15 protein-coding genes are annotated in these 13,140 nt (G+C 31.9%); 8 read left to right on the forward strand and 7 right to left on the reverse strand.

The window, feature by feature from the left end:
- Positions 1-97: 97 nt before the first annotated feature.
- The 8 genes from Q0870_RS10015 (at position 98) to Q0870_RS10050 (ending at position 6,492) form a co-directional block, all read left to right on the forward strand.
- Positions 98-862: a ParA family protein gene (locus tag Q0870_RS10015; RefSeq protein WP_298555259.1), complete on the forward strand. Its 765-nt coding sequence runs from the start codon at positions 98-100 to the stop codon at positions 860-862.
- Positions 863-864: 2 nt separating this feature from the next.
- Positions 865-1,779, forward strand: a complete 915-nt coding sequence (locus Q0870_RS10020; RefSeq protein ID WP_298555260.1) for a ParB/RepB/Spo0J family partition protein — start codon at positions 865-867, stop codon at positions 1,777-1,779.
- Positions 1,769-2,386 (forward strand): DUF5683 domain-containing protein, encoded by a 618-nt coding sequence (locus Q0870_RS10025; protein ID WP_298555545.1) that lies wholly within the window; start codon positions 1,769-1,771, stop codon positions 2,384-2,386. The genes Q0870_RS10020 and Q0870_RS10025 overlap by 11 nt, the downstream gene beginning before the upstream one ends.
- A gap of 38 nt (positions 2,387-2,424) precedes the next feature.
- Positions 2,425-3,129 (forward strand): 4-hydroxy-tetrahydrodipicolinate reductase, encoded by a 705-nt coding sequence (gene dapB / locus Q0870_RS10030; RefSeq protein ID WP_298555261.1) that lies wholly within the window; start codon positions 2,425-2,427, stop codon positions 3,127-3,129.
- 65 nt (positions 3,130-3,194) lie between these two features.
- Positions 3,195-4,778 carry a signal peptidase I gene (gene lepB, locus Q0870_RS10035; protein ID WP_298555262.1) on the forward strand — a complete coding sequence of 528 codons (1,584 nt, stop codon included), beginning with the start codon at positions 3,195-3,197 and terminating at the stop codon, positions 4,776-4,778.
- A gap of 53 nt (positions 4,779-4,831) precedes the next feature.
- On the forward strand, positions 4,832-5,557 hold the full coding sequence (locus tag Q0870_RS10040; RefSeq protein WP_298555263.1) for a M15 family metallopeptidase: 726 nt from the start codon (positions 4,832-4,834) through the stop codon (positions 5,555-5,557).
- 3 nt (positions 5,558-5,560) lie between these two features.
- Positions 5,561-6,184, forward strand: a complete 624-nt coding sequence (locus Q0870_RS10045) for a WbqC family protein (protein WP_298555264.1) — start codon at positions 5,561-5,563, stop codon at positions 6,182-6,184.
- The gene (locus tag Q0870_RS10050) at positions 6,184-6,492 is read left to right on the forward strand and encodes a DUF6122 family protein (RefSeq protein WP_298555266.1); all 309 of its coding nucleotides are present in this window, start codon (positions 6,184-6,186) and stop codon (positions 6,490-6,492) included. The genes Q0870_RS10045 and Q0870_RS10050 overlap by 1 nt, the downstream gene beginning before the upstream one ends.
- Positions 6,493-6,584: 92 nt before the next feature.
- Here the strand turns inward: Q0870_RS10050 and Q0870_RS10055 are convergent, their stop codons facing one another.
- The 7 genes from Q0870_RS10055 to Q0870_RS10085 form a co-directional block, all read right to left on the reverse strand.
- On the reverse strand, positions 6,585-7,304 hold the full coding sequence (locus Q0870_RS10055) for an endonuclease/exonuclease/phosphatase family protein (RefSeq protein ID WP_298555268.1): 720 nt from the start codon (positions 7,302-7,304) through the stop codon (positions 6,585-6,587).
- 310 nt (positions 7,305-7,614) lie between these two features.
- Positions 7,615-8,484 (reverse strand): rhomboid family intramembrane serine protease, encoded by an 870-nt coding sequence (locus tag Q0870_RS10060; protein WP_298555270.1) that lies wholly within the window; start codon positions 8,482-8,484, stop codon positions 7,615-7,617.
- A complete protein-coding gene (locus Q0870_RS10065; RefSeq protein ID WP_298555272.1) occupies positions 8,484-9,212 on the reverse strand; it encodes a rhomboid family intramembrane serine protease in 729 nt (242 codons plus the stop codon). The genes Q0870_RS10060 and Q0870_RS10065 overlap by 1 nt, the downstream gene beginning before the upstream one ends.
- Before the next feature lie 2 nt (positions 9,213-9,214).
- Complete coding sequence (gene mutL / locus Q0870_RS10070) at positions 9,215-11,065, reverse strand: DNA mismatch repair endonuclease MutL (RefSeq protein ID WP_298555274.1); 1,851 nt, start codon at positions 11,063-11,065, stop codon at positions 9,215-9,217.
- A 3-nt stretch (positions 11,066-11,068) separates the two neighbouring features.
- A complete protein-coding gene (locus Q0870_RS10075) occupies positions 11,069-11,356 on the reverse strand; it encodes a riboflavin synthase subunit beta (protein WP_298555276.1) in 288 nt (95 codons plus the stop codon).
- 417 nt (positions 11,357-11,773) lie between these two features.
- Entirely contained in the window at positions 11,774-12,259 is a 486-nt protein-coding gene (gene ribH / locus Q0870_RS10080; RefSeq protein ID WP_298555278.1) for a 6,7-dimethyl-8-ribityllumazine synthase, read from the reverse strand.
- Between the two features lie 2 nt (positions 12,260-12,261).
- Positions 12,262-13,032 (reverse strand): tetratricopeptide repeat protein, encoded by a 771-nt coding sequence (locus Q0870_RS10085; protein ID WP_298555546.1) that lies wholly within the window; start codon positions 13,030-13,032, stop codon positions 12,262-12,264.
- Positions 13,033-13,140 lie beyond the last annotated feature (108 nt).

Here is a 13,140-nt window from a genome sequence, read left to right on the forward strand (position 1 = left end):
ACATAATTGATTTTCCGTTAATAGATTTGTTAACAAGTTCCACTTTTATTCCACATAAATAATTGTATTTTTGTAGTTAATAAAACCAAATCATTTAATGGGTAAAATCATTGCAATTGCTAATCAAAAAGGTGGTGTTGGTAAAACAACAACCTCAATTAATTTAGCAGCTTCACTAGGTGTTCTAGAGAAGAAAGTACTACTTATAGATGCTGACCCTCAAGCAAATGCAACTTCTGGAATTGGAATTGATGTAGAAACTGTTAACATTGGAACCTATCAACTTTTAGAACATTCTAACACAGCAAAACAAGCTATTGTAACAACCGAAACACCAAATTTAGATGTTATTCCTGCGCATATCGATTTAGTTGCTATTGAAATAGAACTTGTTGATAAAGATGAACGAGAATATATGCTTAAAAAAGCATTAACTGATACTAAAGATGATTATGACTTTATAATTATTGATTGCGCACCGTCATTAGGCTTATTAACATTAAATGCTTTAACAGCAGCAGATGCAGTAATTATTCCTATTCAATGTGAATATTTTGCATTGGAAGGTTTAGGAAAATTATTAAACACGATAAAAAGTGTTCAAAAAATACATAATACAGAATTAGATATTGAAGGCTTGTTATTAACTATGTACGATTCACGCTTACGATTATCAAATCAAGTAGTTGAAGAAGTTCAAAAACATTTTAACGATATGGTGTTCCAAACCATCATTCAACGAAATGTAAGACTCAGTGAAGCACCAAGTTATGGCGAAAGCATAATTAATTACGATGCAAGTAGTAAAGGTGCTAACAATTACTTAAGTTTGGCAAAAGAAGTCATCAATAAAAACGCTTAATTATGGCTAAGGCAACTAAAAAACAGGCTTTGGGTAGAGGCTTATCGGCTCTGTTAAAAGACCCAAGTAATGATATACAATCGGCTCAAGATACAAATGCTGATAAAGTTATTGGTAATATAGTTGAATTAGACTTAGATTTTATTGAAGTTAACCCGTTTCAACCACGTACAAACTTTAGTGAAGAATCACTTCGTGAATTAGCCTCATCTATAAAAGAATTAGGTATTATTCAACCAATAACGGTTAGAAAATTAGGCTTAAACAAATATCAATTAGTTTCTGGAGAACGTCGTTTTAGAGCTTCAAAATTATTAGGTTTAGAAACAATTCCTGCTTACGTTAGAATTGCAAACGATCAAGAATCTCTTGAAATGGCTTTGGTTGAAAACATTCAACGTCAAGATTTAGACCCAATTGAAATTGCCTTATCATACCAACGTTTAATTGACGAAATCAATTTAACCCAAGAACAAATGAGTGAACGCGTTGGCAAAAAACGCTCTACCATTGCTAATTACCTGCGTTTATTAAAACTAGATCCTATCATTCAAACAGGGATGCGCGACGGGTTTATTTCTATGGGCCATGGGCGTGCTTTAATTGCTATTGAAGACCAATCGAATCAATTAGACATTTACGAAAACATACTATCAAACAAACTATCTGTTAGAGAAACTGAAAACCTTGTTCGCGATTTCAATAATTCTAAAAATACAGAAACAACTTCAAAAAAACCAGAAGATAATGACATGCCAAAATTTGTTAAAAAAGGTATAACTGCATTTTCTGAATACTTTGGACATAAAATAGACGTTAAAGTCTCTAAAAACGGGAAAGGAAAAATTACAATTCCTTTTCATTCTGAAGAAGATTTTAATCGTATAAAAAAATTAGTTCAAGGTGATTCCAAATAAAATTCTAATAATAGGAATAATAGCATGCTTACTTTGTTTCTCTTCTTTCGCTCAAAGCAAAAAGGAGAAAGAAATAAAAGAGCTTCCAAAAGAAGCTGTTATTGATTCTGTCATTAAAGTTAGTAACCCAATAAATCCTCTTTCGCCAGCAAAAGCAGCATTCTACTCGGCAATATTACCAGGTTTAGGCCAGGCTTACAATAAAAAATATTGGAAAATCCCTATTGTTTGGGCTGCTATTGGCTCTGGTATTTATTTTTACATCAATAATAATGAGCAATACAACAGGTATAGAGATGCTTACAAAAGTAGACTTGCTGGTTTTACTAATGATGAATTTTATTTAGACTCCAATGGAAATCAGTTAAGCACGCCAACAGTTTCTACAGAAAAACTTGAGGATGCACAAGAATTCTATAGTCGTAACAGAGAAATGTCTCTTTTAGTAACCATAGGCTTCTATGCATTAAACATAATTGATGCTAATGTAGATGCCCATTTGTTACAATATAATATTGATGAAAACTTGTCTTTATCACCGCATTATAAAATAAATAGTTTTGACGCATCAAGCGATTTAGGATTAACTTTAAATTTTAAATTTTAGTACTTAATGAATATTAAGCAAATAATAGACAAAAATATATGAATATAGCATTACTTGGATATGGAAAAATGGGGCAAACCATCGAGCAGATTGCCTTAAAGCGCGGGCATAATGTGGTATTGACTATTGATAAAGGAGATAGCGATTATGATATTACAAAAGCAGATGTTGCCATAGATTTTAGTATCCCAAATGTTGCTTTTAATAATATTACAAATTGCATTAACAATAATGTTCCTGTCATTTCTGGAACTACAGGATGGTTAGATAAATACAATGATGCTGTAGCACTTTGTAAAGAAAAAAAAGGCGCATTTATTTATGCTTCAAATTTTAGTTTAGGTGTAAATATCTTTTTTGAATTGAATAAAACACTGGCTAAAATGATGAGTACCTTGAAACAGTATAATGTTTCTATGGAAGAAATTCATCATACACAAAAGCTAGATGCTCCAAGCGGAACTGCTATTTCTTTAGCTAATGGCGTTATTAATCAACATGAAGGCTATAACACTTGGAAACTCGATGAAAATGGAGAAAACACCATTCCTATTACAGCTAAACGTATTGAAGATGTTCCTGGTACACATACCGTTACTTACGAAAGCGAAGTAGACACTATAAACATAGAGCATATTGCGCATACAAGACAAGGGTTTGCATTAGGTGCTGTGGTAGCAGCAGAATGGATTGCAGGAAAAACAGGTGTTTTCACAATGAATGATGTGTTAAATATTCGTTAACACTAAATAAACCTGTAACAAAACAAACACGGCTACTACTAACAAAAAATTAAAATTTTGAAATTATGACTTGGACACAATGGTTTATTTTCATTCTAATAATACAAGTAATTCATGGTTTAGGTACTTGGAAACTATACATCAAAGCAGGCAGACAAGCTTGGGAAGCCTTTATCCCCGTTTATAATGGTATCGTATTATTGAAAATAATTAATCGTCCATGGTGGTGGATTATTCTACTGTTTCTACCTATTGTTAATCTTATTATGTTTCCTGTGGTTTGGGTTGAAACAGCTAGAAGTTTTGGAAAGAACGCCACACTAGACACTGTTTTAGCTGTTGTTTCACTAGGTTTTTATAATTACTACTTAAACTATGTAGCAGATGTAAACTCTATTGAAAATAGAAGTTTACAACCAAAATCAGCTTCAGGGGAATGGACAAGTTCCATCTTATTTGCTATTGTAGCCGCAACTATAGTACACACCTATTTTATGCAACCGTTTACGATTCCTTCATCATCACTAGAAAAATCATTGCTTGTAGGCGATTTTCTTTTTGTAAGCAAGTTTCACTATGGAGCAAGGGTACCAATGACCACCGTTGGCGCACCTATGGTACATGACACTATTCCTGGTTTAAACAAGAAATCATATCTATTTGATGATAATTTTGAAGAACGTAAAACATCATGGAAAAACAAATTACAATTGCCTTACTTAAGGTTTCCTGGTTTTGAAAAAATTGATAGAAATGAGATTGTGGTTTTCAATCAACCAGCAGATACATTGTTGGATATGAATGATTTCACTCCAAAAAGAAATTATTACAAACCCATTGATAAAAAGACCAACTTAGTTAAGCGATGTGTTGGTGTTGCTGGCGACTCTCTTGAAGTTAGAGATGGTTATGTTTACATTAACGGAAAGAAAAACGAATTACCAGATAGAGCTCATTTACAGTTTAGTTATTTAGTACAACCAAAAGCGAATCAGTTTAATCCTAATTTCGTTAAAAATCGCTACGATATTACAGATGGTTTTGGTATAATGAATGCCCAAAACACTTACTATTTTTCTGCAATTTCTGATGAAGCCCTAGCTAAGTTTAAGAACCACCCTAATGTAGCTAGTATTAAATCTAATATTCAAGAAAAAGGTGTTCGGGATTCAAACATTTTTCCTCATGATCCAAATTACAATTGGAATGTGGATCAATTTGGACCTTTATATATTCCTGAAGAAGGAAAAACTATCGCTATTAATCTTGATGTTTTACCATTATACAAACGTGTTATTACGGAATATGAAGGTAACACACTGCAAGTAAAAGGCAATCAAATTCTAATTAACGGTGCTGTAACAGACACCTATACTTTCAAACAGAATTATTATTGGATGATGGGTGATAATCGACACAACTCCATTGATGCTAGGCGTTGGGGGTTTGTTCCATTTAATCATGTAATCGGGAAACCAGTATTTATTTGGATGAGTTGGGATGGTTTTCCAAATGCCAGATGGGAGCGTTTCTTTACAACTGTTAGCGGAAGTGGAAAAGCAACTTCATTCCTTATACCATTTTTAGTATTGTTATTTGGTTGGATAGGATTCAACAAATGGAGAAACCGTAAAAAAGAAAGCAAATAAACTTTAATGTATTTTTGCTTAAATTCAACTTTTTGAAAACTAGGCATACTTATATGAATATTAAAGGGGTTTTTATTGCTCTTTTTATCTCGGCTATTTCTTTCGGTCAGAACCCAACGGCTATAGAAAACCATGAGCTTACTAAAGATTTTGTATTGGGAAAATTCAACTATACAAATCATGATTTATTCATAAAAACACATCCTAGTCATTCTTCTAAGACCACGTATTTAAACAAAGACGTTTATACTGCATTTATTAATATGTTCAATCATGCCAAAACGGATAGTATTTCTTTAAAAATTATTTCTGGAACTAGAAACTTTAATGAACAGAAAGCTATTTGGGAACGTAAATGGAAAAAGTATAATATTTTAAAACCTATTGAAAGAGCAAAAAAAATATTAGAATATAGCGCTATGCCCTCCACATCCCGTCATCATTGGGGCACAGATATTGATTTGAATAGTTTTTCAAATTTTTATTTTGAAAAAGGTCAAGGAAAAAGAGAATATGATTGGCTATTAAAAAATGCGAACAAGTATGGCTTTTATCAAGTTTACACTGATAGAACTACTGGAAGAACTGGCTATAATTTAGAACGCTGGCATTGGTCTTACATGCCCTTAGCAAGTAAGTTTCTTAGTTTTTACAACACACATGTTGTCGATTCTGATATTAAAGACTTTACAGGTTCCGAACTCTCCAATATCTTGAAAATTATTCCTGAATATGTTAATGGCATTTCGAATGAAGTCCAAATAAGCACTAAAAACTAATACATGAAAATTGTTATTCACCCAACCTATTTTCCAAATGTAGCTCACTTTATAGCTATCGTAGCATCAAATGAAGTTGTTTTTGAAACGGATGATAATTTCTTGAAACAAACCTATAGAAATCGAACATATATCTATGGTGCTAATGGAAAATTAGGATTAAATATTCCTGTGATTCATACGCAAAAGAATCGCCAAAAATATAGAGATGTTAAAATTTACAATGAAGATAATTGGCAAAGTCTACATTGGAAATCGTTGCTTTCAGCTTATAGAACATCTCCTTTTTTTGAATATTATGAAGATGAACTTCAGCATTTATTCACAGAAAAAGCAGATTTTCTATTAGATTATAATTTGAAATGTTTTGAGGTAGTTTGTGATTGTTTACAGCTAGATTTAAATACGACAAAAACAGAAATATACCAAAAGCATATTACCAACAAAACAGATTTCAGACAGTTAGTAAATGCTAAAAAAGAACCTATTTATACTTTTGAAAAATACACACAAGTTTTCAATAACAAACATGGTTTTATTCAAAACTTAAGTATTTTAGATTTACTTTTTAACGAAGGGCCAAATGCCTTAAATTATTTAGAATCTCAAACAGTAACTCCATTATAATGTTACAAACATTTGCTCATTACGGTTGTCATTTTTTACTGCCACTCGTAGTTGCTTTACTGTTTTTTAAATCCAATTGGAAGTACGCCTATCTCATTATGATTGCGGGTATGTTAATTGATTTAGATCACTTATTAGCAACTCCTATTTTCAACCCTAACCGATGTAGTATTGGTTTTCACCCACTCCACTCTTCTTTTGCTATTTTGTTTTATTTCTTTTTATGCTTTCCTAAGAAATCACGATTGGTTGGGTTGGGATTGATGATTCATATTATTTCAGATTTTGTAGATTGCTCTTTAATGTAAAAAATAATCGCCCAAAGTCGCTAAGATTTGAAATGCTAAAAGAAACTATAAATTTCACGTAAACTACTAAAAACTAAGACTGAAACTGTAAACTATTCCTTCAGGTTCAAGGTTGTCATAATTGGATAATGATCAGAATAATGATTATTAAAAGCCTTAAAACCATTCACATTAAACGCTTCGTCGGCAAAAATAAAATCTATCCTAACTGGGAAAAATTTAAAATCGTAAGTACGACCAAATCCATTTCCAGCCTCTTTAAATGTATCGTTTAAATCACCTTTAATCTGTCTGTATACATACGAAAATGCGGTGTTATTAAAATCGCCACAAATCACCATTTTATAATTACATTGTTTTTTATGCATTAAAAACAATTCGGTCTGAAACTGTTGCATTTTAAATGTTGTGCTAATACGTTTAAAAAGACGTTCAGAATCTTCTGTTTTAAGGTTTTCTACTTTAGTATCAATTCGCATTGATTCTAAATGAATATTATAGAACCTTATGGTATCATTTCCTTTTAATACATCAACAAAAATAGCATTATTTGCTGTGTCTGGAAATTCAATAGACCCTGAATTTATAATTGGAAATTGTGAAAAAATAGCTTGGCCATACTTCGTTTTTTTACCTGAAAGCTTTTCAAATTTATATTTAAAAAAAGACAAATTTATATTTTTGTGCGGATGATATTCTTGTATACTCAAAACATCGGGAGATTCTGTTTTAATAAAATCAACAATTTTAGTTTCAATACCCTTTTCAGGAATCCATTCATAAAGATTAAATAGCCTAACATTGTAATTCATTACTTTAATGTTTTTCGGGCTTTCAATCTTTTTAGATGATGCAAATTTATATAAAGATCCAAATGAAAAATAACCAATTATTAGCACTACCAGCGATAACATAAACTGCTTTTTCAATCGAAACACCCAGTACAAAAAGCATAATACATTAATCAAAATTAAAAACGAAACCCCTAAATTAACCACCGATAATATGGAAAATGTTTTAGGTGGCAAAAAAGGTAAAACATAAGACAGCAGAAGCAATATAGCTACAGTAACATTTATAAAATATATTATTTTATTTATGAAGCTTAGTTTTTTCATGTATCTATTTACCTGCTCTAAATAAGAATTCTTTTTCTTCTGAAGTTAAACTATCATAACCACTTTTACTGATTTTATCTAAGATAACATCAACTTTCTTTTGATTATTAAAAGCAGAAAAATCGGCTTTCGTATATCCACCAACTTTACTTTTGTTTTTATGTACTGTCTTTAATGGGCCTTTTTTTGAAAGCTTAAATATATTTACTATGCTATCTATTAAGCTTCCAAAACCTTTACCAATATCTCGCCCTTTAACTAATTGTTTAGCGTAAACATAACCTAGAATTGCACCACCTAAATGTGCTAAGTTCCCTCCAGCATTTCCAGTTACGGGTTCCCTTATACCTGAAAAGATACCAACAACATCTAAAACTACAATGACTGCTCCAACATACCACAGTTTTAAATTAAAAGTAAAAAATCGAACCTCTTGATTTGGCATATAAGCGCAAAGAAAAACCAACAATGCCCTAACTGCTGCTGAGGCTCCGAGGAGTTTAGAATGACCTCCAAATACACTTGGAAATAAGGAATAACATAACATAAATAATAAGCCTCCTGAAATAGCACCTAAAAAATAAATATTTAAAGCCATTTTGGGGCTAAATAAATTTAAGAACATACGGCCTAAAAAATATAACCAAAGCATGTTGAATACAATATGCCAAATATCATAATGCAGAAAGGCATAAGTAAAAATACTCCATGGTTTTGCAATAAAGCTTGAAAAATCGCTTGGTAGTTCAAACCAACCAAAACTCATTCTTAATATTAAAGCCAATAGAAAAACTACAACATTAATGGCTATTATTTTTTCTAGTACATTAAGGTTAGATAGTTTCTTTTTTATGTCTTGGGTGAGTGTTGTCATTAATTCCAACGGTTTTTATTAAACTGCGTTTTTTTCCAATACCACATAATTAAAAAACCTGTTAATGCGCCTCCAACATGGGCCATATAAGCGGTATTACTAGGACTAAAAAACGATTGACCTGTTATACCAGAAATTAAATCTAAAATAATTATACCTGGAATAAAGTATTTTGCTTTTACTGGTATTGGTAAAAATATCATCATCAATTCTGCATTTGGATTCATCATACCAAAAGCTGCCATAATTCCCATAATACAACCTGAAGCACCAACCATTGATGCATAGTATATTTCATTAAACTCTTGACCAATTGCGGTAAAAACCTTTCCTTCTTTGAAAACCTCGATAATTTGGTCATTAGTTGCACCAAGAGCTAAAGCTTCAGCCTCCATTGGCAAATATTTAAAATAGTAATACCCAACCTGTAATGCAACAGCCCCTAATCCAGCTGAAATATAAATAAACAAAAATCGCTTAGAGCCTAATACTTGCTCTACTGGTGAACCAAACATCCAAAGCGCGAACATATTAAAGAAAATATGCATTGCACCACCATGCATAAACATGTGCGTTATAATTTGCCAAGGTTTAAATGCATCATTCTTTGGAAAATACATAGCAAACCACTCGTAAAATAAATTTCCATTTCCAATTGCTAACGTGCCGATAAACATTAAGGCATTAATGATTATTAAATGCTTAACGGTGTCTGAAATTCGCATCATATCTATATAAATTTTTTATCTAATTCATCAACACTCATAGTTACAAATGTTGTTCTATTAGTAGGAGATACATTTGGTTCTTTACAAGCAAATAGCTTATTTACTAAATGTTCTTGTTCATCTTTTTGCAAGGATTGCCCTGTTTTAATAGCTAAACTCTTTGCCATTGATTTTGCTAACAAATCAGAAGCACTAAAATGACTCTCTGGCACTTCGTTTTCAACATCACTTATTAACTGTTCTAAAATAATAGACACTTCGCTTTCTGGAACACCTACAGGAACACCTGTAATTTCAACCAACTCTTCCTTAACGCTAGAAAACACAAAACCCGTATGTTCTAAATCAACTTTTAACTGATTTATAATAGTAATATCCTGTGGCGAAAAATGAAGTTGAAGCGGAAATAATAATTGTTGACTTGCAGCTTCTTTTATGGTTAAATTGTTTAAAAAATCTTCATATAAAATACGCTGATGCGCACGGTGTTGATCTATAACCAACATGCCTGATTTTATAGCGCTTACAATATATTTATTGTGTAACTGATAGGTTGTATGAGTTTTCTCTACTTGTTTATCATCATCAAAAATGGATGCTGTACGTTCCTCGCTTTCAAATTGGATTTCTGTAAAATCTGATTTGGAGTCATTCCCCTTAGATTCTAAACCAACATATAAACTTTCCCAACTTGTTGTTGGTTCTTTTTTATATGTTACAGCTCTAGCTTTAGAAGTTTCTTCATTTTGAAATGGATTAAAACTTTTATCTACTTCAACTTTCGGAGCATTTGTACTATCTTTTTTAAAACTATAAGGTGTATCCAAATTAGGATCACGCTCAAAATCAAGTACTGGTGCAATATTAAACTGTCCCAAACTGTGTTTTACTGCAGAACGTAATAGTGCATACAGTGTATGTTCATCATCAAACTTAATTTCTGTTTTTGTTGGATGAATATTAATATCTATAGTTTGCGGGTTAACTGTTAAGTTTAAAAAATAACTAGGATACGTTCCATTCTTAAGCAAACCTTCAAAAGCTGATGCAATGGCATGATTTAAATAGGCACTTTTAACAAAACGATTGTTCACAAAAAAGAATTGTTCGCCTCTTGTTTTTTTAGCAAACTCTGGCTTACCTACAAAACCTGAAATTTTAAGTACTTCGGTATCTTCCTCAACAGGCACAAGCTTTTCATTGATTTTATTTCCGAAGATATTTACAATACGTTGACGATAGTTACTAATTGGTAAATTAAAACTTTCACTACCGTTGTTATACATAGCAAAACTAATATTGGAGTGTGCTAATGCCACGCGATGAAACTCATCGATAACATGACGTAACTCAACAGTATCAGATTTCAAAAAATTACGCCTTGCAGGAATATTAAAAAAGAGGTTTTTCACAGAAACCGAAGTTCCTGTTGGTGTAACAACAACTTCCTGTGAAGTCACTTTACTTCCTTCTATAATTAATGTGTTACCAACATCATCCTGTTCTTGTTTTGTTTTTAATTCTACATGAGCAATAGCAGCAATACTGGCTAAAGCTTCGCCACGAAAACCCTTTGTATGCAATTGAAATAAATCTTCGGCATTTCTAATTTTTGATGTAGCATGGCGCTCAAAACTTAATCGTGCATCTGTATTACTCATACCTTTACCATTGTCAATAACTTGAACAAGGGTTTTACCAGCATCTTTTATAATAAGTTTTATAGTATCTGCTCCTGCATCAATAGCGTTTTCAAGAAGTTCTTTAACTACAGAAGCTGGACGTTGTACAACTTCTCCAGCTGCAATTTGATTTGCAACATGATCGGGTAAAAGCTGTATGATGTCTGCCATATGTTATTTAGGTAAAAATATAGATAAATCGAAATCGATAATGAATAAAAATATTAAAATAAGAATACCAACAATTATCAAAACACGCTTATTAACACTGGTATCTGGGTTGTTTTTATAATCGTCCAAGGCATCATTAAACTTCCCTTTTAAACTTTTATTAGCCCCAACAGTTTTTCTATGCTCGTCAAACTTATGCTTGATTTCATATGGATTACCTTCTCCTTTATCATCATAAGTACGAGGTGTGTAGCTAAATTTTTTGTTTTTGCGAAGTTTTAAAATTCCCATGATTTCTTAGATTTTAATTCGGTTTTACATGTATTTTTTTTCTAGTAAATACATACAAATCAATAATAATACCAAAACCAAGATTAATACCCTCATTGACATAGCACCTCGTGTTTTAATTTTAGTGCCACTTGCGCGTTTCCATTTTGAAACAAATTCCTTGGTGTCCGAATCATTATTCAAACTAGAGTCTGATTGATTTTCTTGTGAAAATCTGGATTGATAATTAAACCTTTTATTTTTGCGTTGTTTAAACAAAATCTAGTTTTTATGTCAATTAAACTTGAAATTTATTGACATTGCTCGTCTTTTCAAAAATACTTAAAAGCAGGCAGAAATAGAAAGTTTAAGTGCCAAAAAATGTTAAGAAAACAAAGAGATTTGAAGTTGAAAGCAAGAACTAGGAAGCACTAAAACTTAACTGTTTTTACGAAGTTCTGTCATTTTAATAGCAGCAATAGCGGCTTCAGTACCCTTATTACCATGCTTACCTCCAGAACGGTCAATACTTTGTTGCACATTATTATCAGTTAATACACAGAAAACTACAGGGGTTTCGTGCATTACATTTAAGTCTTTAATACCTTGTGCTACACCTTCGCAAACAAAATCAAAATGCTTAGTCTCCCCTTGAATTACACTACCAATTGCAATAACAGCATCAACCATTTGTTCTTGCATTTTTTTGCAACCATAAATTAACTCAAAACTACCTGGCACATTCCAGCGTATAATATTATTCGGCAATGCACCATTTTCTATAAGTGCAGCATAAGCGCCTTGATACAAACCTTCTGTTATACTATCGTTCCACTCAGAAACAACAATCCCAAACCGAAATTTACTCGCGTTTGGGATTGTTGCTTTATCGTAATCTGATAAATTTTTATTTGCCGTAGCCATTTTTATTTGTTTGCTAAAACTTCCGCCTTACCAATAAACACATCAACCTTTGTTGCCTCAGTAGAATTGGTATAATCGTTTTTTATTCTTTCAAAATATACTAATGCTTTATCAGCTTTCCCTAAACCTAAAGCAATTGTACCTGCTTTAAATAAATACATTGGTGTTGTAAATGCGTTATCACGCATTTCGGCAGCTTGCTCATAATACCCCAAAGCATCTTCTACTTGATTTAATTGAACAAATGCATCACCGATATTTCCTTTAGCTAAAGGTGCTAAAATCTCATCGCTACTTTTAAAATTACTTAAATGATCAATTGCATTTTTATAATCTTTTAATCTTAAATAAGCCGTACCAGCATAGTAGCTTGCCAAATTAGCTGAAGGCGTACCACTGTATTCTTCAATAATATCTAACATTCCAAATTTGCCTTCACCTCCATTTAATGCCAAATTATACAACGAGTCTTTTGCTGCTCCGGTAACGGCTTGATCAAAATATTTTTGTGCTTGAAACATATCGTTCATAGCATTTTGTTGCTTTGGTTTTGCAACATATTCTTTATATGCTAAAGATCCTAAAACAACAGCTGCAACAAGACCAATTATGATAAAAATATATTTTTGATTTTTTGCTACAAAGTCTTCTGTTTTAGAAGCTGTTTCATCAAGTGTATTAAAAACCTCTGCAGTTGTAGAACCTTCTTCAATATTCTGTTCTTTCTCTGCTTGTGTTTTTGGTTTATAACCTCTTTTCTTATAAGTTGCCATTGTATGCTTTCTAAAATTATTGTCGCGCAAAAATATAATTTTTCTTCATAACTAAAAGGGTATTTATTTGATATTTTTCAATAATTTGCACTTCTTTTCAAGAGTTTA

Source organism: uncultured Algibacter sp., assembly GCF_947487575.1.
Taxonomy (GTDB): domain Bacteria; phylum Bacteroidota; class Bacteroidia; order Flavobacteriales; family Flavobacteriaceae; genus Algibacter_B.

Excerpts from the sequence above, each read along its gene's own strand:
- Q0870_RS10050 (WP_298555266.1), top strand. The coding sequence starts at position 6,184 with ATGTTACAAACATTTGCTCATTACGGTTGTCATTTTTTACTGCCACTC.
- Q0870_RS10065 (WP_298555272.1), bottom strand. The coding sequence starts at position 9,212 with ATGATGCGAATTTCAGACACCGTTAAGCATTTAATAATCATTAATGCC.
- mutL (WP_298555274.1), bottom strand. The coding sequence starts at position 11,065 with ATGGCAGACATCATACAGCTTTTACCCGATCATGTTGCAAATCAAATT.
- Q0870_RS10015 (WP_298555259.1), top strand. The coding sequence starts at position 98 with ATGGGTAAAATCATTGCAATTGCTAATCAAAAAGGTGGTGTTGGTAAA.
- Q0870_RS10060 (WP_298555270.1), bottom strand. The coding sequence starts at position 8,484 with ATGACAACACTCACCCAAGACATAAAAAAGAAACTATCTAACCTTAAT.
- Q0870_RS10045 (WP_298555264.1), top strand. The coding sequence starts at position 5,561 with ATGAAAATTGTTATTCACCCAACCTATTTTCCAAATGTAGCTCACTTT.
- Q0870_RS10075 (WP_298555276.1), bottom strand. The coding sequence starts at position 11,356 with ATGGGAATTTTAAAACTTCGCAAAAACAAAAAATTTAGCTACACACCT.
- ribH (WP_298555278.1), bottom strand. The coding sequence starts at position 12,259 with ATGGCTACGGCAAATAAAAATTTATCAGATTACGATAAAGCAACAATC.
- Q0870_RS10040 (WP_298555263.1), top strand. The coding sequence starts at position 4,832 with ATGAATATTAAAGGGGTTTTTATTGCTCTTTTTATCTCGGCTATTTCT.
- Q0870_RS10020 (WP_298555260.1), top strand. The coding sequence starts at position 865 with ATGGCTAAGGCAACTAAAAAACAGGCTTTGGGTAGAGGCTTATCGGCT.
- dapB (WP_298555261.1), top strand. The coding sequence starts at position 2,425 with ATGAATATAGCATTACTTGGATATGGAAAAATGGGGCAAACCATCGAG.
- Q0870_RS10085 (WP_298555546.1), bottom strand. The coding sequence starts at position 13,032 with ATGGCAACTTATAAGAAAAGAGGTTATAAACCAAAAACACAAGCAGAG.
- Q0870_RS10055 (WP_298555268.1), bottom strand. The coding sequence starts at position 7,304 with ATGAATTACAATGTTAGGCTATTTAATCTTTATGAATGGATTCCTGAA.
- lepB (WP_298555262.1), top strand. The coding sequence starts at position 3,195 with ATGACTTGGACACAATGGTTTATTTTCATTCTAATAATACAAGTAATT.